Consider the following 23,222-nt stretch of genomic DNA (forward strand, 5'->3'; position numbering starts at 1 on the left):
TCGTCATGGCATATGAAATCAAGGGCGTGCTGATCGCACGCGCCTTGCCGATGCTGCGCAGCCGGTTCGGGAGGTTCCTGGTCAAAGGAACCCGCGGCCGGCTGATCGCGGTGGGGCACCTGCTGTCGGGCAACTTCCTCAACGCGCTGATCATGCTGGTCAGTGTTGCGATGGCGGCCCGTTCCCTGGGACCGGCGACCTATGGCGTCATGGTTCTGGTCCTGTCCTATAATCGCGTCGTCGAGCGAATCCTGCGCTTCGAATCCTGGCAGCCGCTGATCCGGTTCGCCGTGGAGGAGGAAGCGAAGGGGTCGCCCCGGCGATTGCAGCGGCTTTATTGCTACGGCCTGATGCTGGACATTGGCGCGGCGGCACTGGCCGCCGTGAGCGCGATCGGCCTGGCCCTGCTGTTCGGTCCGCTGTTCGGGCTCAAGCCCCTTCATGTCGAGTTGGTGGCGATCTATTCGGTCGCGACCCTGTTCAACATCGCCGGGGTGCCCACGGCCGCGCTGCGTCTGTCCGGCCAGTTCAAGATGCTGGCCTATGCGCAGGTCGCGGGCAATGTGCTGCGCATCCTGCTGGCCTTCATCTGCATGGTGACCGGGGCTGGCTTGATCGGCTTCATGGTGGCGTGGACCGCATCGCAGGCGCTGGGATCGATACTGGTCTTCTGGGTCGGCTTCCGTGCCCTGCGGCAGATGGGGATACCCAATCCGCTGCATGCCCGGCTGAAGGGCCTGATGGGGGATTTTCCGGGCTTCTTCGGCTTTGCCTGTTCCACCAATCTGTCGCTGACCCTGCGCGTCATCACCACGGAGGCGGACTCGCTGTTCGTCGGCGCGGTGGCGGGCAGTTCGGCGGCGGCGGTCTATTATCTTGCCAAGCGGATCGCCAAGGTCGCGACCCAGATTGGCGCGCAGGTGCAGGCCGTGGTCTATCCCGATGTCGCGCGGATGTGGGCGAACGGCAATATCCGCAACTTCCGGGCCGCCACCTTGCAGGTGCAGGTGGCGCTGGCCGCCGTCGGCGTCGCCATGCTGGCGGGAGCCTGGGCATTCGGACCGCTGCTCATCCGCGTCGGGCCGGGCGTCGCCTATTCGCAAACCTATATATTGCTGATGACCCAATTGGTGGCGGTGATGCTGATGCTGCATGCCGCGCCATCGCGATCGGCCATGCTGGCGATGAATCAGAGCTGGAAGGTGCTCGCCATCTCCGGCTTCGGCACGGCGCTGTTCGTGGCGGTCGCGGCCTATGCCGTGCCGCGCTATGGGGCGATCGGCGGCAATATCGCCCATGTCATATTGGGCGTGGTGACGGCGGTGCTGCTGGATGTCTGCTGGTTGCGGCGGGCAAGGGTCCGGCCGGTGGCGGCGAGCGTGGGGTGAAGTGATCCTCGCAGGATTTGGGTGACATAGGTGACACGATGATGGGGGTAGAAAGGCACGCCTCTGGCGCGCTTTCTTATGGGGTTTTACCTTTCAAAGAGCGATGAAAGCCTAGTGGTCCGATTCTGACATTTGCATCCCTATCTGCCAGGTCGCGCGCAAATGTCAGAATCTTTTCGGACCACTAGCAACTTTATGATTCTAGTGGATTTTACGATTTTGACATTTGCTACCGTGCTATCCGGATGGCGGGACGCAAATGTCAAAATCAATCCACTAGCGCCGGAGAGGCGTTGTAGGACAGTGAAAAATCAAGTCGGGGGAACGAATGGGACCAAGCTTCCATAGACCCTAATCCTCGCCGTCGCCGCCCTTCAGCAGATGCGCCACGATCTGCGTGCGGTTGGAGGCGCCGTTGACCGCCATGATCGCGCGAACATGGACCTTGACCGTGCTTTCGCTGATATTGAGGCGCTGGGCGATATCCTTGTTGGAAGCGCCCTGCGCGAGCAGGCGCAGCACGTCGCGTTGCCGTTTCGTCAAAAGCTTGAACCTGTCCACCGCCAGCGCGACCCGTTCGCTGACGCCATCGGGCGTTCCGGGAAGGCGCGCCTGCATCCTGGCGGCCAGAGGGGCGGGATAGACGGCCAGCCCTTCCGAAAGGAGGAGGAGCACGCGCTGCATGGTTGCGATGCCGGTGCTGGATCGCAGCAGGCCGTCCGCCCCGGCGGTGACGGCGGCCTGCATCAGGGCTTCATTGCCATGATCGGCGATCACCAGGATCGCCGCGGCCGGCCATAGCTGCTTCGCCTGCCCGATCTGCGACGGCAGGGCGGCGCTTTCCTGGTCGGAATCGCCGGTTTGAAAGAGAATGATATCGGGTTTTTCAGCGCCCTCCGACAGTCCGAGGCTGGATTGCTGCAAAATCCTGGTTCCCGCCGTTTCCAGCGCGACGGCAATGCAGGCCCGGCGCAGGGGGCTGCCATCAAGGATCAGCAGGCTCAGTCTGGAAATATCCTCTTTCACTGTTACGCTTTCGAAACGAACATGAGGAACGGGCGCCTCGTGCGGAGGCGGCAGGCTGCTCACGCGGCCTTGCGGGCGAAAGCGTGACGGACCCGGCTGGCCCAGCCCTGCCGGACCGGGAAGCTGTCGGAATAATAGGCGGCCGATCCCATGTAGAACTGAACCGCGTCGCCATAGCCGCGCCGGGCATGCTCCTCATAATCGACCTGGTTGAACACCGCGCCGACCACCTGATTGTTCACCATCTGGAGCGAGGCGCGCAGCTGCTCGACCGTCGTATGCCCCCAGCGCACGACCATCAGGGTGGTGTCCGCCAGCGAAGAGAGGGTTCGCGCGTCGCGCACGGCCAGAACGGCGGGCGCGTTGATCACGACCAGATCGAAGCGATCCCGCAGATCGTCGAGCAGGCGGCCGACCTGCCATCCCTGCACGATGGCGGCGGGATTGCGGATCTGTTCGCGGGTGCTGAGCACCACGGGCATCAGGGCCTGGGGCGCTGCGCCTTCGGCCATGTCCTGATCCACATGGGGTTCGGCCTGGGGAATGAGCCTGCGGCTTTCGCCCGCATGGGTCAGTACCTCGATCAGGTCGGGCGTGTCGGAATTGTCCTGAATCGACCGCAGGATGCTGGGGCCGGGGCGGCGCAGGTCGAGATCGACGACGATCGCCCGGCGGCCCATGGAGGCGGCGGCGGCGGCCAGCGTCAGCGCGACGCTGGACTTGCCGTCGCCGGGCAGCGGCGATGTCACCAATACCCGCTGGCTGGGCCCCTGATGCGGCAGTTCGCCGATCTCGCTGGCAAGGTTGCGGGCAACTTCGGTAAACAGCGACTGGGGCTGGGTGATGACCGGATTTTCCTCGATCGTGGTGCCGATCCTGTCCTCCAGCCGGGGCAGCATGGCCAGAGTCCGCAGGGCGAAGAGGCGCCGGAGCTGATCCCCGCTGCGCAGCCGGTTGTCGAACATCTCGATCCCCAGCACGATCAGGAATGCCAGTACCGAGGAGCCGACGAAGGCCGCCAGAGCCATTTTCTTCGGCGCGGGCGCGACCGGCTGGAGTGGCACGGCGGCGGCCGACACCATGGACGAGTTGACGCCCGTGGTCTGGAGTTCCGACTGCACCGTCTGGGTGCGCTGGGCGGTGGTGAGATAGGCCTGGCGCGCGACCTCCGCCCGGCGATCGAGGATCGAGAGATCCACCAGATTGGCATTGTTGCGGAAGGCCGCGCCGGTGATGGCGTTGAGTTTCGATTGCAGTTGTCCCGCGCGGGCCGAGGCGGCGCTGGCCTCCGCCAGTGCCATCGCCCGTTCGCGCCCGGCATCGGCGTTATTCTTCGTTTGCTGGGTGGCGACGACCGACGCCCGTTCCTGGACCAGCGCGTTGCTGACCTGCGCGATCTGCGCCGAAAGCGCCTGCATCTGCGGATGATTGGCGCCCATCTGCACCGAAATCTCCGAACGCTGGCGGAACAGGTCGTCATATTGTTTCTGAAGGTTGTCGAGCGCGGGCGAGGTCGCGCCGGCCACCGTGCGCATGGCAGCGGCGCGGCTGACCCCTGCGGCCTGCGCCTGCATGGCGCTGCTCATCGCGGCGGTGGAGGCGGCCTCCACGGCGATGCGGTTCATCTGCTGATAATCCTCCGCGCTGCCCGCCCCCATCGGCATCTGATGCTGGCGGCGGAAATCGGCCACGGCGCGTTCGGCCAGCTCCACCTCATGGGCGAGGCGGGCGGTTTCCTTGTCGAGCGCGGTGCCGAGCCCGTTGCGCCAGGTCTGGCGCCGCTGCGAGCGTATCTTCTGAAGGCTGTCGACGAAGCGGTTGGCGATGCGCGAGGCCAGCTCCGCCTTGCGCGACTGCACGGTGACGTCGATGAAGTCGGAATCGGTCGAACTGACGATGCGGGTGTTCCTGGTCAGCTGCGCCGCCGCCTGCTGCACCGTCATCGGCACGCCATGGGTGAAGGCGGGATTGCGGTTGAGATTGAGGTCGCGCACCACCTGTTCGGCCAGCACCTGCGACCGGTACATGCGTGCCTCATTGGCGACGCGCTGCTGATTGCGGGTGGCGTCGGCCTGATTGGAGCCGGTCGAGTCGTTGAGTTCCACCTGTACCGTCGCGGTCGCTTCGTAGCGGTTGGGAAGCTGCAACTGCACGATCAGCACCACGGCCACGCAGGCGGCCACGATGCTCCCCACCAGCTTCACATGCCGGCGTATCAGGAACCAGATCTGCCGCGCCGACATCTGTTGCAGTTCGAAGGACAGGTCGCGCGGCTTTTCCGCGCCTCCGCCGGACGCAGCGCCATCGATCAGTGTCAGCCGTGCAGACGCCATGATACTCTCCCTGTCGCATCGCGAAGGCGCATGGGCGCGGCCCACGCTGAGGCAGATCCTCAATCGGGTCGATATTGCGGGTTGTGACGGGGTAGAGCAAAAGCGCATCGGGAAGGCGGATGGCGCATAGGTGCTAACCCTTCGGATGAAGGAGCAGGGGAAGATGGGGCCTGCAACCGGTTCCCGGTCGTCATCCGTGCCGGACAGCCCATGGTCCTAGACATTTCTGGTGCGTGTCTGACTATTCCGGATCGTCCCATTCCGAGCCATTGTGCCGGCTTTGATGAAGGATGAGAAAGCGCTGCACAGGGGAGCGCTGGATGATCGCGGAGCTGGCATATCAGGATCTGGAGCCCGGCTCGCTGGCCCGCCTGTTCGGCGCGGGCCATGCAGCGGTGCTGGTGCGTTGTCCGGACATCGTCGCGGAACTGTGGCGCGGGCTGCTGGAGGATTCGGCCGAGCAGATGCCGTGGGAAGCGCCGCTGATCGATATCGCGCGCAATTATCATGGCAGCGGCGACATCACGGCCAGTCTGGGCGACCTGTTCTACTTCCAGCCCGGACGGCATGGCTATATTGCGCGGAAGATGGCCCTGTCGCGCGGAAAGGGGAAGGGGCATGTCGTCGCACGGCCTGCCTATTTCGTGCAGGGAGGCGGGCATTACGTGCCGCGTCAGGCGTTGCTGGACCAATGTTGGGCGATCGGCTGGCGGCTGATGGCGGCCCTGGCGCCCGAAGGGACCCCGCCGGCGGATTTCCAGATCGTGGTGCAGCGGTTGAAATATCAGGAAAGCGCGGGCGATTTCGACCGGCTGGACGCGCTGGCCCGCAATTCGCTGGGGCGGTGGGGGCGGGCAGGCTGCGCGCTTGACGAAAGGCGTTCGCAGGCCGCCGGAATGCTCAGTCCGCGCGGACTGTCCGATCTTTATGGCCTGCTCGCTGAGGTGCCGGTCATCGGGCGGTTGCTTCAGGGCATCAACCGCCTGCTGCTGCGCCGCGACCGCAGCCGCGACATCGCGCCGGGGCAGCGGCTGATCGAGGGCGCCCATTATGATTATCGCTATTTTTCGGCGCTCTGCGGCCAGCGGGAACAGATGCTGACCCAGGTTTTCGCCGACGGGCGATGGATCGACCTGCCGATCGACCGCGCGACGCTGGCGGTCTTTCCGGGCAGCATGGCGACGCAGGCCTATGGCGTGCGGCATGTGCTGCATCGCGTGCTGCACGTGGAACAACAGGGCGAAGGCCCGGCCGGCGATCCGCGGACGGACAATGTGACGGTGCTGATCGGGTCGGCCTGATCCGGGGCGGCGCTATGGCGCGCAACGGCGCAGCGTTCCGGGCGGCAGGATTTCGCGCAGCCGTTGGCGCACCACCCCGGCCCAGATGCGATAGCCCGCCGGGTTCATGTGCACCCCGTCCGCCCGGTAATTGTCGCCCAGCCGTCCGTTCTCCAGCAAGGGCGCGGTGATATCGGCATAATAAGCCTGCCGGACATGGGCGATCAGCCGCTGCGCCGCGGCGTTGAACAGTTGCTGATCCCGGAAGTTCGACCAGCGCGTCGGGCTGGGCTTCATCGACAGCACCAGCACCGGCACATCGCCCATCATCCGGCTGCGCATGGCCAGGAAATGCGCGAGTTCGTGGATCACGGTGCGGACCGGCACGCCATTGGCGATATCATTCTCCCCGGCATAGAGGATGATCGCTTCGGGCCGCGGATCATTCCCCGCATTGGCGAAGCGCGGCAGGATATGGGCGAAGACCGCATTGTCGATGCCGCGATTATGCGTGATCCACGGCGCCATGTCGCGGTGGAGGCTGGTCCAGCGGTGCATGGACGAGCTGCCCAGGAACCAGAGCGAGCAGGCGCCGTGCCGCCCTTCATCATCGGGCAGCGTCACGCGCGATTCCCGGAAATGGCTGACCGCCATCCAGCCACCGATCATCAGGCCAAAGACAAGGGCCGCCACCGCCATCTTGGCAACGGGCGAGGCGTCGAGGCGTTGCAGCAGCGGCGTCTTCATCGAAAGTTATAAGTAGAGCTTTTTTTCCGTCTGAAAAGCGCGGAGATTCCTTTCGTTCCTTAACCTTGTCGCAATGGTTGCGGCGCTATCGTTCCGTCCGGGGCGCTGGGGCAAATTCGTGGGCAAGAATCCGTCGATCGACCTGCTGAAAGGCGTGCTGATCCTGCTCGTCATGGGCGGGCATGTCATGGAGCTGACCGGCGGCCACGATCTGGCCTTGTGGGTCGGATCGGGCTTTCGCATGCCGTTGATGGTCGGCATTTCCGGCTATCTTCTGAACGTCACCCGCACCCGCGGCGAGGATGCCGCCACCCTGCTGTCGCGCTATGGCCGGCGGATGCTGCTGCCGTGGCTGTTCGCCGGGATCGTCTACATGCTGATGAGCGGGGAAGGGCTGCGCTGGACCATGCCCGTCGACCTGCTGCTGCGCCCGCCCTTCCATCTCTGGTACGTGCCGACGCTGTTCTTCCTGATCATGCTGACGCGTCTGCTGCCCTTTTCGCCGGTGGTGCTGCTGGCGGTGGGCACGCCGATCAGCCTGTGCATCATGTATGGCTTTGGCCTCAACCATGCGCCGATGGGGGATAATCTGCTGGCGCTCGACAGCCGGTTCCTGCGTCACCCGGTCTATTTCTTCTTCGGCATGCTGATGGCGGAGCGACGGGTTTCGCAGCGGCATCTGCCGATCGTGGCGATCGTCGCGCTGCTGGGCCTGATCTGGTGGTCGGGGCTGTATGAGGGCGACAATGAGCTGGCCTTCGTCCCCGCGCGGCTGCTGATGTGCCTTGGCCTGATCGCCTTGCTGCCGATGCTGTCGGCATTGCGGCTGGACCTGGCGCCGGTCAATGCGATCGGGCGCGACAGCCTGTTCTTCTACCTCTGGCACCCGTTGGTGATGGGGGTGGTCATCATGACGGGCGTTGGGCCGCTGGCGACTTTGGCGCTGTCGATCCTGTTGCTGGCCCTTGCCAATCGCCTGACCGCGCGCGGGACGCTGTTGCCGCTGCTGTTCGGCAGCGTGCCGGATCGGCGTGGCGCGGCTCCGGCGTTGCCGGGCGCGCCCTTACCGGCCTGACCGTTCAGAGCTTGCCATATTTGGCCTCGAAACCGGCCAGGTCGCCGGCTGCGAGATATTTGGCCTGATCGATCCACTGGTCGCGCACCGGGCGGCCCTTGAAATTGCCCAGCTTCGCATCGATCGCGGCGATGTCGGCGTCGTTCCAGCCGGCGATCTGCGCATAGCGGGTCACGCCCAGTTCGATCAGCAGGCTGTTGAGCTTGGGGCCGACGCCCTTGAGCTTCAGCAGGTCGTCACTGTCGCTGGCGGGCGTAGTGACGGCGGGCGAGGCCGGGATCGGGGCGACCGGTTGAGGCGCGGGCTCGACGAGCGTGGTGGGGGCGGGCGCCGGTTCGGGCGCGATGGGCTCGGGAGCGATGGGCGCGGGGGCAGGCGGCGCGGCGACCGGCGCGGCGGGCTTCCTCGCTTCCACGGGGATGGAAGGTTCGCCCGGCCGGTTGCGTCCGGACAGCAGGAAGACGATGCCTATGATGACCAGCAGCCCAATCAGCAGCCACAGGCCATAGTCCATGAAAAATTCTTGCATCGCTCCCTCCCTGTTCCGACTTTGCCTTATTTAAGGGCGCTTTATGGCGTCCGGCAAGGGGATCAGTGCCCCGCTTCCTCCCGCGCCACTTCCCGCCAGCCAATATCGCGGCGGCAGAAACCCGTGGGGAAGGCGATGGCGTCGACCGCCTTATAGGCTGCCTGTTGCGCGGCCTTGACCGTGTCGCCGGTCGCGGTGACGTTCAGCACGCGGCCGCCATGGGCGACGATCGCGCCGTCCCTGTCCGCCGTGCCCGCGTGGAAAACGCGCGCGCCGGTGGCTTGCGCCGCGTCGATGCCGGTGATCGCGCCGCCCTTTTCGGGGGTGCCGGGATAGCCGTTGGCGGCCATGACGATGGTGAGCGCGGTGCGATCCGCCAGTTGCACCGGTCCCTGATCGGCCAGCCTGCCCTCCGCCACGGCGAGCAGCAGTTCGACCAGATCGCCGTCGAAGCGCATCATCAGCACCTGGCACTCCGGATCACCGAAGCGGGCATTATATTCGATCAGCCTGGGGCCTTCCTCGGTCAGCATCAGGCCCGCATAAAGCACGCCGCTATAGGGCATCCCCTCCGCCGCCAGGGTGTCGACGGTCGGACGGATGATCCTTTCGATCACTTCCGCTTCCAGTTCGGGGGTCAGGACGCGCGCCGGGCTATAGGCGCCCATGCCGCCGGTATTGGGGCCGGTGTCGCCGTCGCCGACGCGCTTGTGATCCTGCGCCGATCCGAAGGGCAGGATGGCGCTGCCGTCGGTGAGCGCGAAGAAGCTGGCTTCCTCGCCGGTCATGAATTCTTCCAGCACCACTTCCGCGCCCGCCGCGCCGAACGCGCCGGAGAACATGTCCTCGATCGCCTCGACCGCCTGTTCGCGCGTCTCCGCGATGATCACGCCCTTGCCCGCGGCCAGCCCGTCGGCCTTGATCACCACCGGCAGGCCGAAATCGTCCAGCGCGGCGATGGCGCCATCCTTGCTGGTGACGCGCTCATAGGCGGCGGTGGGGATGTTGGCGCGCTTGCACAGGTCCTTGGTGAAGCCCTTGGACCCTTCCAGCTGCGCGGCGCGCTTGCCGGGGCCGAAGACCGGATAGCCCTTGACGCGGAGATTGTCGGCAAGCCCGTCGACCAGCGGCGCTTCCGGTCCGATCACCACCAGCCCGATCGAGTGGCGCAGGCAGAAATCCACCACCGCGCGATGATCCGTGGCATCAAGGTCGACCAATGTGGCATGCTGGGCTATGCCGGGGTTGCCCGGCGCGGCATAAAGGGTGGAAAGAGCGGGCGATTGCGCCAGCTTCCACGCCAGCGCATGTTCGCGGCCGCCGCCGCCCAACAGAAGGATGTTCATTTCGCCCATGTCCCCGGAATATGAAGCTGGTACTGATGTCTCGGGGCGCCTGTTAGCCGAGGATCGCGCCGGCGACAACGCGCCGCCGCTGTCGGTGAGCGAATTGTCGGCCGTGTTGAAGCGCACCGTCGAGGACCGCTTCGGCCATGTGCGGCTGCGCGGTGAGATTTCCGGCTATAAGCGGGCGGCTTCGGGGCACATCTATCTGTGTCTGAAGGACGACAATGCGGTGATCGACGGCGTGATGTGGAAGGGCGGGGCGGCGCGCCTGCCCTTTGCGCCGCAGGACGGGGTGGAGGTGATCGCCACCGGCAAGCTCACCACCTATCCGGGACGGTCCAAATATCAGATCGTGATCGAGCGGATGGAACTGGCGGGCGAAGGCGCGCTGATGGCGCTGCTCGAGAAGCTTAAGGCAAAGCTGGCGGCGGAGGGGCTGTTCGACCGCGATCGCAAGCGGCGCCTGCCCTTCATGCCGCGCGTGATCGGGGTGGTGACGTCGCCCACGGGGGCGGTGATCCGGGACATTCTCCATCGCCTGGAGGATCGCTGTCCGACGCAGGTGCTGCTCTGGCCGGTGCTGGTGCAGGGGCAGGGCGCCGCCGAACAGGTGGCGCAGGCCGTGCGCGGGTTCAGCGCGATGCAGCCGGGCGGACCCTTGCCACGGCCCGATCTGGTCATTGTCGCGCGCGGCGGCGGGTCGATCGAGGATTTGTGGAGCTTCAACGAGGAAGTCGTCGTCCGCGCGGTGGCCGAATGCTCGATCCCGATCATCTCCGCCGTGGGGCATGAGACGGATACGACGCTGTGCGACTATGCCGCCGACATGCGCGCGCCCACGCCGACTGCTGCCGCGGAAATGGCGGTGCCGGTGCGGGCCGAGCTGATGGCGATGCTGACCGAGCAGGGGCTGCGCATGGACCGCGCGGTCCGGCGCGGCGCGGCCCAGGCGCGCGAGCGGCTGGAGATGCAGGCGCGGCTGATGCCGACGCCCGACATGCTGCTGGCGCCGCAGCGGCAGAGGCTGGATCAGCTGTCGGATGGCCTTACCAGCGGTTTGCGGCACCGGCTTGCCGATGCGCGCGCGCATCTGGGGCAGGCGAGTGGCGCGCTGCGTCCGGCTTTGCTGCGTCAATATGTCAGCCGCGCTGCCGAGCGGGTCGACCGGCTGCGGTTGCGGCCCGATTATCTGGCGCGGGTCTATCAGGATCGGGCGACGGCGTTCGACCGGGTTTCGCGGCTGCTCCTGTCGGTCAATCCCGATCTGCCGTTGCAGCGCGGCTTCGCGCGGGTGATGGCGGGCGACCGGCTGGTGAAATCGGTGGCGGAAGCGGAAGCGGCGGGCGCCGTCAGCCTGCACTTCCGCGATGGTGCGGTCGGCGCGACCATAGAAGGCGCCGCCCCTCTTGAGAAGCCGTCCGGGGAGGCTATATCCACTCCGTCCCGTGCGCCCCGCAAGCCGCGCGAGGGCCAGGAAACGGGGCAGCAGGACCTGTTTTCCCGATGACGATGCTGCGCAGGAAAGGCCGAATGATCCCATGCTGATGTCCAACCGCGACCGACCGGCCCGGCTGCATTATATGGCCTACAGCTTCCGGGTGTTGCAGACGGGCGACCATGTCGTCTGCGCCGTCAGCGGGCAGAAGATCCCGCTGGAGGATCTGCGTTACTGGAGCATCGCCCGGCAGGAGCCCTATGCCGGCGCCGAAATCTCCGCCCAGGCCGAGTTGAAGGCGCGTGGTCTGTAAGGTGCCGGATGTGTAGATGAAGAGCTGGATCGCCGCCGTTGCGCTGGCGTCGGCCGGCGTGATGGCCGCGCCATCCAGTGAGATCATCCTCACCGGCACGCCGATCCAGGGTGGCGCCCTGCTGGGCAGCGCGCCCAGGGGCACCGTCGAGCTGCGCTTCAATAACCAGCCGGTGCGGGTCGATGCCGATGGCCGCTTCCTGATCGCCTTCGACCGGGATGCGGCGCCCATGGCGCGGCTCTCCGTCCGGCTGGCCGATGGCCGCATCCTTGACCATGTGCTGACCGTCGCGCCCCGTGCCTGGCGGATCGAGCGGGTGAACGCGCCGTTGCGCCCGACCCAAAGCACCGAGGCTTTTCTGGCGCTGCGCCGGCCGGAACTGGCGCGGATCGCCGCTGCGCGCGACAGGGTGACTGACGCGCAGGGTTGGCGTCAGCGCTTCATCTGGCCCCGCATCGGCCGCATCTCCGGCCTGTTCGGGGCGCAGCGGGTCTATCAGGGGCAGCCGGGCGCCTATCATGGCGGCGTCGATGTCACGGGCGCCACAGGTGACCCCGTCATTGCCCCGGCGGATGGGGTGGTCATATTGGCGGCCGATCACCCCTTCACGCTGGAGGGCAATCTGCTGATGATCGATCATGGCCATGGCCTCAGCAGTGCCTTCCTGCATCTGTCGCGGATCGATGTGATTGAGGGGCAGCATGTGATTCAGGGGCAGGCTGTCGGAGCGATCGGGGCCACCGGGCGGGCCACTGGCCCACATCTGCACTGGGGCATGAAGTGGAATGAGGCGCGGATCGACCCGCTTTTGCTGGCCGGACCCATGCCGGCAAATTGAATTAATATTACATGGAACTATAATTTTGTTCGTTCGTTTCGTCGCGTCCGGTGGTTAAATTTTCCCCGGGATTACGGGCTCGCAACAATATTGTTATACGGGCGTTTAACAGCGCGTGGCGCGTTTGTGGCATAATTGCTACAGTCTGCATCAAAACTGATACGGCCCCTAACTTGGTTGCTTTACACTCTTAAAACGACTGCGCAGATTGTTTCGCAGCACGTGTGAAGAGGGTTTGCTGTCGGGCTCCTTACGCTCTCTTCACGCGTCAAAATAATGGCGCGCGGCATGTCTCCGTGTACCTCCAGAGCAAGGGACTGGATTGTGAAGACCAACTCGAATAACGCGTGGCTGCGCGGAAGCGCGGCGTTGCAGGCGCTTGCATATGCCGGTGCCGGATTTGCCACTTTCGCTACCCCTGCCTTCGCGCAGGACGCGGCCCAAAGCGCAACCCCCGAAGACAATGGCGCCGTCATCGTCGTCACTGGTTCCATCATCCGCCGCACCGATGCGGAAACGCCCTCGCCGGTGACGACCGTTTCGGTCGAAAATCTCGACAAGCGCGGCATCAGCACGGTTCAGGAAGGCCTTCAGCGCATCGCCGCCAATAACGGTCCGGCGCTGACCAACAGCTTCTCCGCCAATGGTGCCTTCGCCGCCGGTGCTTCGGCGGTGTCGCTGCGCGGCCTGTCGACCAACTCGACGCTGGTGCTGTTCGACGGCATGCGCGCCGCTTACTACCCGCTGTCGGACGACGGCACGCGCAACTTCGTCGACCTGAACACCATCCCGGACGACATCGTCGACCATATCGAAGTGCTGCGCGACGGCGCATCGTCCAGCTATGGCGCGGATGCCATTGCTGGCGTGGTCAACGTCATCACCAAGAAGAATTTCAAGGGCATTTCGGGCCGCGCCGAAAGCGGCATTTCCAGCCGTGGCGATGGCCAGCAATACCGCCTGTCGATGACGGCCGGGACCGGCGATCTGGATGACAATGGCTATAACGCCTATGTCAGCGGCTTCTATTACAACAGCAAGCAGCTGAAGAACGACCAGCGCCCATATCCGTACAATAGCGATGATTATCGCAATGTTTGCCATGACGGCGTCTGCGGTCCGAACAATGTCGTCGACGGCCTGGACGGTGACGGCAATTATCCCGGTTTCAGCCCGGTCGTGACCAACACCGGCAGCACTTTATTCGTCCGCTCGGCCGATGCCCTGACCGGCACGCAGAGCGGCCGTTACCAGCTGCTCAACCCGTCCGTCGCCTGTCAGCGTGGCAGCCTCTACAATCTGACCGCCGCCGAACTGGCCGATGCGGCCAATGCCGCGGCGCCGACCACCGTATGCCAGGAAGACCTGACCAAGAATTACGGCATCATCAACCCGGATATCGAGCGTTACGGCCTGTCGGCCCGCTTCACCGCCCGCGTCGGGGATTCGAGCGAAGCCTATGCCGAGTTCAACTTCCTGACGACCAAGGTCGCCTATGACGGCCTGCCCAGCACCATTCGTGCGAATGCGCCGGCGCCCTTCTACTTCCCGCGCTACAGCACCTCGGGCAATGTCGCCTATTATGGCAATAACAATATCCTGCAGCTGCCGGTCTATGTCTGCCCGCGTGGCACGACCGTGGCCTGCACCGCCGCCAATGGCACGCTCAATCCGAACAACCCGTTCGCGGCATCGGGTCAGAATGCGGCGCTGATCGGCCGTCTGCCCAATTCCATCGAGCATGACGAATCGCGTACCCGTGCCTATCGCGGTGCGCTGGGCATCAAGGGTCCGATCAACGACAAGTGGAGCTATCAGGTCGACGCGACCGCGATGCACATGGACCTGCGCCGCAAGTCGGACGGCTATGTCTACATCCAGCATCTGCTGGACGTGATCGCGGACGGCAGCTTCAACTTCCTTAATCCGAACGCCAACAGCCAGGCGACCATGGATTATCTGATGCCGACGGCGATCGCCAATTCGACGTCGGACATGGTGCAGGTGCAGGGCATCGTTCAGGGCGAACTGTTCGACCTGCCGGGTGGTCCGTTGCAGATCGCGGCGGGCGTGTCGTTCCGCTACGAAGCGATCGATTCCCCCTCGATCAACTCCGACATCAACGGTGGCACGGAGCGCTATTATCGTCTGAACGGCTTTGCCGTGAAGGGTGATCGCCGCGTTTATTCGGCTTTTGCGGAAGTGACGGCGCCGATCATCGATCAGGTCGAAATCGATGCGTCGGGCCGTTATGACCGCTATTCGGGAGGCCTCAACAATTTCTCGCCGAAGATCGGCGTGAAGGTGAAGCCGATCAGGGAAGTGCTGCTGCGTGGCACCTATTCCAAGGGCTTCCGCGTTCCCAGCTTCGGTGAGGCCAATGCGACCTTCCCGACCACCGGGTTCGTCACCAACAATCAGAGCCTGTTCAATGACACCTATCTGGCGCAATATGGCTGCACGGTCGCTACCTTCGCCAGTTGCCCGCAATATATCCGCCAGGGCAGCTATGGCGCGACCTCTCTCGCCAATCCGGACCTGAAGGCTGAAAAGTCGCGCAGCTTCACCGCCGGCATCCTGGTCGAGCCGATGCGCGGTGTCAGCTTCTCCGTCGACTATTACAACATCAAGAAGACGGGCGCGATCACGACCGCGGACAACACCCCGGCGTTGCAGGCCTATTATGCCAATCAGGCGATCCCGGCGGGCTTCAACGTCATCGAAGACGTGCCCATCGCGCCGGGCGATCCGCGCCAGCCGCGTGTTGCCTTCGTCCAGTCGGGCTTCATCAATGCGAACACCATCAAGTCGGAAGGCCTGGACTTTGCCGCGAATGTCGACCTGCCGCTGACCGACAGCATCCGTCTGACCAGCTCGCTGGAGGCCAGCTACATCCTGCGTCTGGAAACCGAGTTCCCCGACGGTTCGGTGGAACGCTATGACGGCACGCTCGGCAACTTCAACCTGACGGCAGGTTCGGGCACGCCCAAATGGCGCGGCACGTGGACCAACACGCTGGACTTCGGCAAGTTCGCGCTCAGCGGCACGGCCAACTTCTTCGGCGGTTACGACACGTCGGCGATGGATCAGGGCACCGGCTACAAGGATTGCGGCCTCAATGACGGCTCGCTGCCTTGCCGGGTGAAGGATTACATCACCTTCGATCTCAACGCGCAGATCAAGGCGACGGACAACTTCACCTTCTACGTCAACATGTTGAACGTGTTCGACAAGCTGCCTCCGATCGACACGATCACCTACGGCGCCCATGCCTATAACCCGGTGCAGGGTGGCGAAGGCATTCTTGGCCGCTACTTCCGGATCGGCGCGAAGTTCAACTACTGATCTTCGCTGGTCTTTAAAGGGGAAGAAGAGGGGCGCTTCCTGCGGGAGGCGCCCCTTTTTACGTTTGCGCGGTTGAGGGCGATGTGCCGGTTTTGGTCATTTGTGGACATTGAGCGCGACGTGCTCCTGCGCAGGCAGGAGCCCAGTTCGGATGTTGCCAGGACGAAGTGAGGGCTGGGCTGGGTTCCTGCCTGCGCAGGAACACGGTGCGCTTCAAGGAACGTGCAGCTAAGCAGTCCGTCCGCTCTCTCAGCCGAGGCTCAGCTTCAGCGCCCCATCGCCCTCATCGACCCTGACTGTCGATCCATCCGGCACCTCGCCGCGCAGGATGAGGTCGGCCAGCGGGTCTTGCAAATAACGCTGCACGGCCCGTTTCAAGGGGCGTGCGCCATAGACCGGGTCATAGCCGACCCGGCCCAGCCATGCCCGCGCGCCGTCGGTCAGATCGAGCGCCACCTTGCGGTCCTTCAGCAGCTTGCCGATGCGCGCGACCTGGATATCCACGATCGGCGCCATATGGACGGCGCCCAGGCGGTGGAACAGGATCACCTCATCCAGCCGGTTCAGGAATTCCGGGCGGAAATGGCTTCGCACGATGTCCATCACCTGATCCTCGACCTTCTCCACCGGTTCGTCATCGGCAAGGCTGGCGATGAACTGGCTGCCAAGGTTCGACGTCAGCACGATGATCGTGTTGGTGAAGTCGACCGTGCGGCCCTGACCATCGGTCAGGCGCCCGTCGTCCAGCACCTGCAACAGCACGTTGAACACGTCGCTGTGCGCCTTTTCGACCTCATCGAAGAGGACCACCTGATAGGGGCGGCGGCGGACGGCTTCGGTCAGCACGCCACCTTCCTCATAGCCGACATAGCCCGGAGGCGCGCCGATCAGCCGGGCGACGCTGTGCTTCTCCATGAATTCGCTCATGTCGATGCGCACCATCGCGCTGTCGTCATCGAACAGGAAGCCAGCGAGCGCCTTGGTCAGCTCGGTCTTGCCGACGCCGGTGGGGCCGAGGAACAGGAACGATCCCAGTGGCCGGTTCGGGTCCTGCAACCCCGCGCGCGAGCGGCGCACGGCGGTGGACACCGCCTTCACCGCATCGGCCTGCCCGATGACGCGCTTGCCCAGTTCCGCTTCCATGGCGAGCAGCTTTTCGCGTTCGCCCTCCATCATCTTGTCGACGGGGATGCCGGTCCAGCGGCTGACGATCGAGGCAATGTCCTCCGCCGTCACTTCCTCGCGCAGCATCGCGCCCTGGGTGACGTTTTGCGCCTCTGACAGCTTGCGTTCCAGTTCGGGGATGGAGCCGTAAGCCAGCTCGCCCGCCTTGGCGAGATCGCCCGCCCGCTGCGCCTGATCCAGTTCGACCCGCGCCGCGTCGAGCTGTTCCTTGAGCCTGCTTTCGCCTGCGATCTTGTCCTTTTCCGCCTGCCAGCGCTGGGTGAGTTCGGCCGATTGCTGTTCAAGATTGGCCAGATCCTCCTCCAGCGCGGTCAGGCGGTCGGCGGACGCCTTGTCCGTCTCCTTCTTGAGCGCCTCCCGCTCGATCTTGAGCTGGATGATGCGGCGGTCGAGATTTTCGATCTCCTCGGGCTTGGACTCCACCTCCATGCGCAGGCGGCTGGCAGCCTCGTCCATCAGGTCGATCGCCTTGTCCGGGAGGAAGCGGTCTGTGATGTAGCGGTTGCTAAGCGTCGCCGCCGACACGATCGCGCCGTCGGTGATCCGCACGCCATGGTGGAGTTCGTACTTCTCCTTGAGGCCGCGCAGGATGGAGATGGTGTCCTCCACCGTCGGCTCGCCCACGAAGACGGGCTGGAAGCGCCGCTGGAGCGCGGCGTCCTTCTCGACATATTTGCGATATTCGTCCAGCGTCGTCGCGCCGATGCAATGCAGTTCGCCGCGCGCGAGGGCGGGCTTCAGCAGATTGCCCGCGTCCATCGCGCCTTCCGACTTGCCCGCGCCGATCAGCGTGTGCATCTCATCGATGAAGAGGACGATCTGGCCCTCCGCCCCCTTCACCTCGTCGAGAACGCCCTTCAGCCGCTCCTCGAACTCGCCGCGATATTTGGCGCCCGCGATCAGGCTGCCCATATCGAGCGCCATCAAGGTGCGGTCCTTCAGTGTGTCGGGTACGTCGCCATTGGCGATGCGCAGGGCCAGCCCTTCCGCGATGGCGGTCTTGCCGACGCCGGGGTCGCCGATCAGCACCGGGTTGTTCTTGGTGCGGCGGGCGAGAATCTGGATGGTGCGGCGGATTTCCTCGTCGCGGCCGATGACGGGATCGAGCTTGCCCATGCGCGCTGCTTCGGTGAGGTCGCGGGCGAATTTCTTGAGCGCGTCATAGCGATCCTCCGCGCCCGCCGTGTCAGCGGTGCGGCCGCCACGCAGATTGTTGATCGCGGCATTCAGTCCTTCCGCCTTCACGCCCGCGGCAGCCAGCGCCTTGCCTGCCGCCGTGGTGGTGGCGAGGGTGAGGGCCAGCAACAGCCGTTCGACTGTGACGAAGCTGTCGCCCGCCTTGGCAGCGACCTGCTCCGCGCTGTCGAGCACGCGCACGGCGTCATTGTCGAGGCCGGGGGTCTGCTGCGCGCCGCTGCCGGAGACGGACGGCACCTTGGCCAGCGCCGCATCGGTTTCGCGCAGGGCCACGCTGGCATCGCCGCCCGCTGCCTTGATCAGGCCGGACGCCATGCCCTGCTGGTCCTCCAGCAGCGCCTTCAACAAATGTTCCGGGCTGATGCGCTGATGGCTCATCCGGATCGCGACGGTCTGCGCCGACTGGAGGAAGCCCTTGGCGCGGTCGGTGAATTTTTCGAGGTTCATGCCATCCCTCATGGATCAAAGTTGCCAGCGATGTAGTGTTGCTCAAAAGCAACACAAGGGGCGCTACGCAAATATCCTTAGTGGCGGTTCAATGCACGGCCGGGCTCAGGGTTTCACTGCCTTGGGCACATCGGGCGCAAAGGCGTCTCCAAAGAAATCGCCCTTATACCAGCGCGGCGCGTCCGGCTCGTCGGCAATCTCGCGGGCGATGGCATAGTTCACCTTGGCGAATTTGGCCGCCGCCTGCCAATGGAAGGGCAGGCTCATCTGGTCGGACGGCTGGTGATAGTCGGTCTTGAGGAAATGTTCGAACGCTTGCCGTCCCGGCCCGGCGAACCCGGTCATCAGGAAGACGGCCGGCACCCCCTCCTGCACGAAGCGATAATGGTCGGAACGGGTGAACAGCCCCTCTTCCGGGAGCGGATCGGGCGAGAGCGATATGCCTTCGGCCCGCGCGGCCTTTTCCACGATCGGGCCAAGGGTCGAATGCTCGGCGCCGAACGCCACCAGATCCTGAAAATCATAGGTCAGGATCGGCATGTCGAGATTGACCACGCCGACCAGTCGGCCGCCAGCGGGCAGCACCGGGTTCTTCGCCAGATATTGCGAGCCGAGCAGCCCGTCCTCCTCCGCCGTCACCGCCGCGAACAGGATGGAGCGCCTGGGGGCCTGACCGCTTTCCGCAAAGGCCTTTGCCACCGCCAGCATGGTCGCCACGCCCGAAGCATTGTCCATCGCGCCATTGTAGATCTTGTCCGGCCCCCTGGCGCCCTGCTTGATCCCCAGATGGTCGAGATGCGCCATCAGCAGCACATATTCATGCGCGAGCGCCGGGTCGGAGCCGGGCAGCACCGCCAGCACATTGCGGCTGGGCGCGGTTTCGACGGTGCTGATGCGGTCGATCCGGATGGTCGGCCGCAGCGCAAAGCCCCTGGGCCGGACGCCCCTTTTCGCCGCTTCCGCGCGGACCATGGCGAGGCTCTTGCCCGATCCGGCCAACAGAGCCTCGGCCGCAGCGCCGTTGGCATAGGCCGTGCCGCGAATGTCGGGCGCGCGGACATAGGGTTGACCGTCCTTGTCCAGCCAACTCACCGTCGGGTCCTGCATCCGGTCGCGCAATTTTTCCCAGGGGGTGCGGCCAAGGAAGCTCTCGCTGGGGATGGTGATCAGGCCGATGGCCCCTGCCTGCTGCGCGGCGAGCGACTTTTCGGAGGCGAGATGCGCGCCGATCTCGCTCGGCATGCCGATAGGGGAGCCGGACAGGGCCACCGCGAATTTGCCGCGCAGGTCGAGGCCGGCATAGTCGTCTATCTTGCCACGCACGGATTTCAGGCCATAGCCGACGAACACGGCCTGTCCCGAAAGGCTCTGCTTCAGTTCGCGGCCGAAGGCGCCGATGGCCACATTGTCGGTGAAGCGCCTGTTCCCGATGGTGAGCGAGGGAGTGGCTGCCTTGTCCAGCCGGGCGATGGCAAGCGTTACCGGCTGATACCAACTGCCCGCCACCGCCTGTTGCAGGCCCAGCGTTTCGAACCGCGCGGCGACATAACGGGCGGCGATATCATAGCCGCGCGTGCCCGCGTCGCGTCCCTCCAGCAGGTCGTCGGCGAGGAAGCCGATATCGGCGCGGATGGCCTGTGCGGTGATGGCGGGAGCGGCTTGGGCCTGTGCGAGGCCGGGGGTGGCGACCAGGAGGGCGAGGGAGGATGCGAAGACCAGGGAGCGAAGGCGCATCGACGGCAAACCTCTCTTTTATGGTTGGAATTGGAGCCTATCGCCCGTCGTGGAACTGTCCAGCGGAAAGCGTATTGCGCCTCTAAAACGCCTCGCTATGCTGCCCGCCGACCCTATGACCTTCCCCGAGGCGCTCATGACCTTTTCTCCCCTTTCCCGCCGGGTAGCCCTGATGCTCGGCCTGTCCACGCTTGCCTTCATGCCGACGGTGCAGGCGGTGGCGGCTCCCAAGGCCGGCGTGGCTGCGCCCGCGCCGCTCTCCAGCCTCGTGGCGGCGGTGAATATTCCCTATGAGGAATTCACCCTCAAAAACGGGTTGCGGGTCATCGTCCACACTGATCGCAAGGCGCCGGTAGTGGGCGTGTCGGTCTGGTATCATGTCGGGTCGCGCTTCGAACCGGTGGGCAAGACCGGTTTCGCCCATCTGTTCGAGCATCTGATGTTCTATGGCTCGGAAAATGCCGATGGGCCGTTTTTCGGGCGGCTGGAGGATATCGGCGCGACCGACTGGAACGGGACGACATGGTTCGACCGCACCAATTATTTCGAGACGGTGCCGACCGGGGCGCTCGATCGGGCGCTGTTCCTGGAATCCGACCGCATGGGGCATCTGCTGGGCGCGGTGACGCAGACCAAGCTCGATGCGCAGCGCAGCGTCGTGCAGAATGAAAAGCGCATGGGCGAGAATGAGCCTTACGGCCTTGTCGAATATGCGCAGCTCGCCGCGATGCTGCCGGAGGGGCACCCCTATCGCCACTCGACCATCGGTTCGATGGCGGACCTGAACGCGGCCAGCCTGGCCGACGTGCAGAACTGGTTCAGGACGCATTATGGCCCGAACAATGCCGTGCTGGTGCTTGCCGGGGATATTGACGTGCCGACGGCGAAGGCGAAGGTCGAGAAGTGGTTCGGCAATATCGCTGCCGGTCCGATCCCCAAGGATGTGGATGCGACCGTGCCGACGCTTGGGCAGGATGTCGAAAAGGTGATGCATGACAATGTCGCCGCCACCCGGCTCTATCGCAACTGGATCGTGCCGGGGGTCAATTCCGACGATCTGACGCAGCTTGATCTGGCGATGGCGGTGTTTGGCGGCCTCAAATCATCGCGGCTCGACAATATTCTCGTGCGGGGCGAGAAGGTGGCGGTCGGGGTGAAGGCCAGCATCCAGCCCTTCGAGAAGTTGAGCATTGCCGAGATCACCGTGGATGTGAAGCCGGGGCAGGACCCGGTGGCGGTGGGCAAGCGGCTGGATCAGTTGCTGGCCGATTATCTCGCCAAGGGACCGAGCGCGGACGAGGTGCAGCGCGCCGCGACGCAGCAGCTTTCGGGCACGATCGGCGGTCTGGAGAAGGTCGGCGGCATGAGCGGCAAGGCGGTGACGCTGGCCGAGGGCGCGGTCTATTCGAACGATCCGGCCAAATATAAGAAGGATCTGGAGGACTATGCTGCCGCCACGCCGCGATCAGTGGGCGAGGCCGCGCGCAAATGGTTGTCGCGCCCGGTGTTCCGCCTGACTGTGGCGCCGGGCGAGCGGTCGGCGGAGGATAATGCGCTGGCCGGCAATGCCATCCATCATCCGGCCTATTTCCACGACCCCAAAAAGCCTGCGCCGGTCGCGGCCACGCCGCCTCCGCCGACGAAGATCGCGGAACCGGGGATCGAGCCGGTCAAGGATCTGGAATTTCCGGCGGTCGAGCATGCCAGCCTGAAGAACGGCATCAATGTGGTCTTCGCGCGCCGGGCGACGGTGCCGGTGGTGCGGGTGTCGGTGTCCTTCGACGCGGGCAATGCCGCCGACGACAAGGCGAAGCTGGGCACGGCGGGGCTGACCACGGCGCTGCTGGACGAGGGCACCACGACGCGCAGTTCGATCCAGATCGCCGAGGAGCAGGAACGGCTGGGCGCCTCGATCAGCGCGGGCAATGGCATGGATGCCACCAATGTCGGCCTTTATGCGCTGAAGCCCAATCTGGATGCGTCGCTGGGGCTGCTGGCCGACGTGATCCGCAATCCCGCCTTCGCGCCGGCCGAGGTGGAGCGTCTGCGCGGGCAAATCCTCACCCGGATCAAGGCGGAAAAGACCGAGCCGATGCCGATCGCGCAGCGTCTGCTGCCGCCGCTGCTTTATGGGCAGGCGCACCCTTACGGCATTCCCTTCACCGGTTCCGGCACGGAAACTGGCGTCAAGGCGGTGACGCGGGCCGATCTGGTTGCCTTTCACGACAAATGGCTGCGGCCCGACAATGCGACCATCTTCGTGACGGGTGACACCAGCCTTGCCGATGTGATGCCGCTGCTGGAAAAGCGCTTCGGCGACTGGAAAGTGCCAAAGGTGGCCAAGGGCGCCAAGCTGTTCCGCATGGACCGCATGATGCGCCCGTCGCGCATCATCCTGGTCGACAAGCCGCAAAGCCCGCAATCGATGATCCTGGCCGGCCTGCTGACGGGCAAGCAGGGCACCGACAATCCCCTGACCCTCATCACCGCCAATGAGGTGATGGGCGGCAGCAGCACCTCGCGCCTGATCATGGACCTGCGCGAGACGAAGGGCTGGGCCTATTATGCCGGCAGCGCGCTGCCGGGGGTCAAGGAAACGATCCCGCTGCTGGTCTACGCTCCGGTGCAGACCGACAAGACCGGCGAGTCCATCACCGCCGCGCGCAAGGACATCGGCGATTTCCTGACGACCAGGGGCACGACCGAGGCGGAACGCAACCAGACCATCAACAGCCAGATATTGTCGCTGCCGGGCAGTTTCGAAACCTCGTCCGACCTGCTCGGCGCGATGATGCGCAACCGGATGCTGGGGCGGCCGGATGACTATTATGCCAGCCTGCCGGGCGTCTATCGCGCCATGACCGCAGCCGACATGGACAAGGCCGCGCGGGAGGCGATCAATCCCGACCGGCTGATCTGGGTCGTGGTGGGCGACGCGAAACTGGTGAAGCCGCAGCTTGACGCGGTCGGCCTTCCGGTGGAAATGGGCACATTGGCTGATTGA

At 64.8% G+C, this 23,222-nt stretch carries 15 protein-coding genes; 8 read left to right on the plus strand and 7 right to left on the minus strand.

All coding sequences use genetic code 11. The annotated features are described in order from the left end of the window. Positions 1-5 precede the first annotated feature (5 nt). Positions 6-1,388 carry a lipopolysaccharide biosynthesis protein gene (locus tag RUH75_RS07985; RefSeq protein ID WP_313804110.1) on the plus strand — a complete coding sequence of 461 codons (1,383 nt, stop codon included), beginning with the start codon at positions 6-8 and terminating at the stop codon, positions 1,386-1,388. Between the two features lie 351 nt (positions 1,389-1,739). Here RUH75_RS07985 and RUH75_RS07990 read toward each other — a convergent pair whose 3' ends face one another. Both RUH75_RS07990 and RUH75_RS07995 read right to left on the minus strand, forming a co-directional pair. Continuing rightward, the gene (locus RUH75_RS07990; RefSeq protein ID WP_313804113.1) at positions 1,740-2,477 is read right to left on the minus strand and encodes a response regulator transcription factor; all 738 of its coding nucleotides are present in this window, start codon (positions 2,475-2,477) and stop codon (positions 1,740-1,742) included. Further along, the gene (locus RUH75_RS07995) at positions 2,474-4,747 is read right to left on the minus strand and encodes a Wzz/FepE/Etk N-terminal domain-containing protein (RefSeq protein ID WP_313804116.1); all 2,274 of its coding nucleotides are present in this window, start codon (positions 4,745-4,747) and stop codon (positions 2,474-2,476) included. Before RUH75_RS07995 ends, RUH75_RS07990 begins: the two co-directional genes overlap by 4 nt. A gap of 320 nt (positions 4,748-5,067) precedes the next feature. On the opposite strand from RUH75_RS07995, the gene RUH75_RS08000 reads away from it, so the two are divergent. Further along, entirely contained in the window at positions 5,068-6,048 is a 981-nt protein-coding gene (locus RUH75_RS08000) for a 2OG-Fe(II) oxygenase family protein (RefSeq protein WP_313804119.1), read from the plus strand. A 12-nt stretch (positions 6,049-6,060) separates the two neighbouring features. Here the strand turns inward: RUH75_RS08000 and RUH75_RS08005 are convergent, their stop codons facing one another. Further along, positions 6,061-6,774 (minus strand): GDSL-type esterase/lipase family protein, encoded by a 714-nt coding sequence (locus RUH75_RS08005; RefSeq protein ID WP_313804122.1) that lies wholly within the window; start codon positions 6,772-6,774, stop codon positions 6,061-6,063. Between the two features lie 118 nt (positions 6,775-6,892). Between RUH75_RS08005 and RUH75_RS08010 the strand changes: the two genes are divergently transcribed. Continuing rightward, complete coding sequence (locus RUH75_RS08010; RefSeq protein ID WP_313804125.1) at positions 6,893-7,849, plus strand: acyltransferase; 957 nt, start codon at positions 6,893-6,895, stop codon at positions 7,847-7,849. 4 nt (positions 7,850-7,853) lie between these two features. On the opposite strand, the gene RUH75_RS08015 is transcribed toward RUH75_RS08010, so the two are convergent. Both RUH75_RS08015 and purD read right to left on the minus strand, forming a co-directional pair. Next, the gene (locus RUH75_RS08015; protein ID WP_313804128.1) at positions 7,854-8,378 is read right to left on the minus strand and encodes a hypothetical protein; all 525 of its coding nucleotides are present in this window, start codon (positions 8,376-8,378) and stop codon (positions 7,854-7,856) included. A gap of 62 nt (positions 8,379-8,440) precedes the next feature. Beyond that, entirely contained in the window at positions 8,441-9,724 is a 1,284-nt protein-coding gene (purD, locus tag RUH75_RS08020) for a phosphoribosylamine--glycine ligase (protein ID WP_313804131.1), read from the minus strand. Between the two features lie 7 nt (positions 9,725-9,731). Between purD and xseA the strand changes: the two genes are divergently transcribed. From xseA to RUH75_RS08040, 4 genes are all read left to right on the plus strand, one after another. Next, a complete protein-coding gene (xseA, locus tag RUH75_RS08025) occupies positions 9,732-11,231 on the plus strand; it encodes an exodeoxyribonuclease VII large subunit (protein WP_313804134.1) in 1,500 nt (499 codons plus the stop codon). A gap of 31 nt (positions 11,232-11,262) precedes the next feature. Further along, positions 11,263-11,472 carry a DUF2093 domain-containing protein gene (locus tag RUH75_RS08030; protein WP_313804137.1) on the plus strand — a complete coding sequence of 70 codons (210 nt, stop codon included), beginning with the start codon at positions 11,263-11,265 and terminating at the stop codon, positions 11,470-11,472. 16 nt (positions 11,473-11,488) lie between these two features. Continuing rightward, positions 11,489-12,310, plus strand: a complete 822-nt coding sequence (locus tag RUH75_RS08035) for a M23 family metallopeptidase (RefSeq protein ID WP_313804140.1) — start codon at positions 11,489-11,491, stop codon at positions 12,308-12,310. Positions 12,311-12,634: 324 nt separating this feature from the next. Continuing rightward, on the plus strand, positions 12,635-15,655 hold the full coding sequence (locus RUH75_RS08040; protein ID WP_313804143.1) for a TonB-dependent receptor domain-containing protein: 3,021 nt from the start codon (positions 12,635-12,637) through the stop codon (positions 15,653-15,655). Between the two features lie 249 nt (positions 15,656-15,904). Here RUH75_RS08040 and clpB read toward each other — a convergent pair whose 3' ends face one another. Together clpB and RUH75_RS08050 are read right to left on the minus strand one after the other, a co-directional pair. After that, a complete protein-coding gene (gene clpB / locus RUH75_RS08045; protein WP_313804146.1) occupies positions 15,905-18,484 on the minus strand; it encodes an ATP-dependent chaperone ClpB in 2,580 nt (859 codons plus the stop codon). Positions 18,485-18,589: 105 nt separating this feature from the next. Beyond that, the gene (locus tag RUH75_RS08050; protein WP_313804149.1) at positions 18,590-20,218 is read right to left on the minus strand and encodes a M28 family metallopeptidase; all 1,629 of its coding nucleotides are present in this window, start codon (positions 20,216-20,218) and stop codon (positions 18,590-18,592) included. Between the two features lie 136 nt (positions 20,219-20,354). Here RUH75_RS08050 and RUH75_RS08055 point away from each other — a divergent pair, with 136 nt between their 5' ends. Next, the gene (locus tag RUH75_RS08055) at positions 20,355-23,222 is read left to right on the plus strand and encodes a pitrilysin family protein (RefSeq protein WP_313804152.1); all 2,868 of its coding nucleotides are present in this window, start codon (positions 20,355-20,357) and stop codon (positions 23,220-23,222) included.

The organism is Sphingobium sp. (assembly GCF_032153725.1).
Lineage (GTDB): Bacteria > Pseudomonadota > Alphaproteobacteria > Sphingomonadales > Sphingomonadaceae > Sphingobium.

What these genes read in the sequence shown, in the direction of transcription:
- RUH75_RS08005 (WP_313804122.1), bottom strand. Translation starts at nt 6,774, where the DNA reads ATGAAGACGCCGCTGCTGCAACGCCTCGACGCCTCGCCCGTTGCCAAG.
- RUH75_RS08030 (WP_313804137.1), top strand. Translation starts at nt 11,263, where the DNA reads ATGCTGATGTCCAACCGCGACCGACCGGCCCGGCTGCATTATATGGCC.
- RUH75_RS08015 (WP_313804128.1), bottom strand. Translation starts at nt 8,378, where the DNA reads ATGCAAGAATTTTTCATGGACTATGGCCTGTGGCTGCTGATTGGGCTG.
- RUH75_RS08050 (WP_313804149.1), bottom strand. Translation starts at nt 20,218, where the DNA reads ATGCGCCTTCGCTCCCTGGTCTTCGCATCCTCCCTCGCCCTCCTGGTC.
- RUH75_RS07985 (WP_313804110.1), top strand. Translation starts at nt 6, where the DNA reads ATGGCATATGAAATCAAGGGCGTGCTGATCGCACGCGCCTTGCCGATG.
- RUH75_RS08035 (WP_313804140.1), top strand. Translation starts at nt 11,489, where the DNA reads ATGAAGAGCTGGATCGCCGCCGTTGCGCTGGCGTCGGCCGGCGTGATG.
- RUH75_RS08000 (WP_313804119.1), top strand. Translation starts at nt 5,068, where the DNA reads ATGATCGCGGAGCTGGCATATCAGGATCTGGAGCCCGGCTCGCTGGCC.
- clpB (WP_313804146.1), bottom strand. Translation starts at nt 18,484, where the DNA reads ATGAACCTCGAAAAATTCACCGACCGCGCCAAGGGCTTCCTCCAGTCG.
- RUH75_RS07995 (WP_313804116.1), bottom strand. Translation starts at nt 4,747, where the DNA reads ATGGCGTCTGCACGGCTGACACTGATCGATGGCGCTGCGTCCGGCGGA.
- xseA (WP_313804134.1), top strand. Translation starts at nt 9,732, where the DNA reads ATGTCCCCGGAATATGAAGCTGGTACTGATGTCTCGGGGCGCCTGTTA.
- purD (WP_313804131.1), bottom strand. Translation starts at nt 9,724, where the DNA reads ATGAACATCCTTCTGTTGGGCGGCGGCGGCCGCGAACATGCGCTGGCG.
- RUH75_RS08055 (WP_313804152.1), top strand. Translation starts at nt 20,355, where the DNA reads ATGACCTTTTCTCCCCTTTCCCGCCGGGTAGCCCTGATGCTCGGCCTG.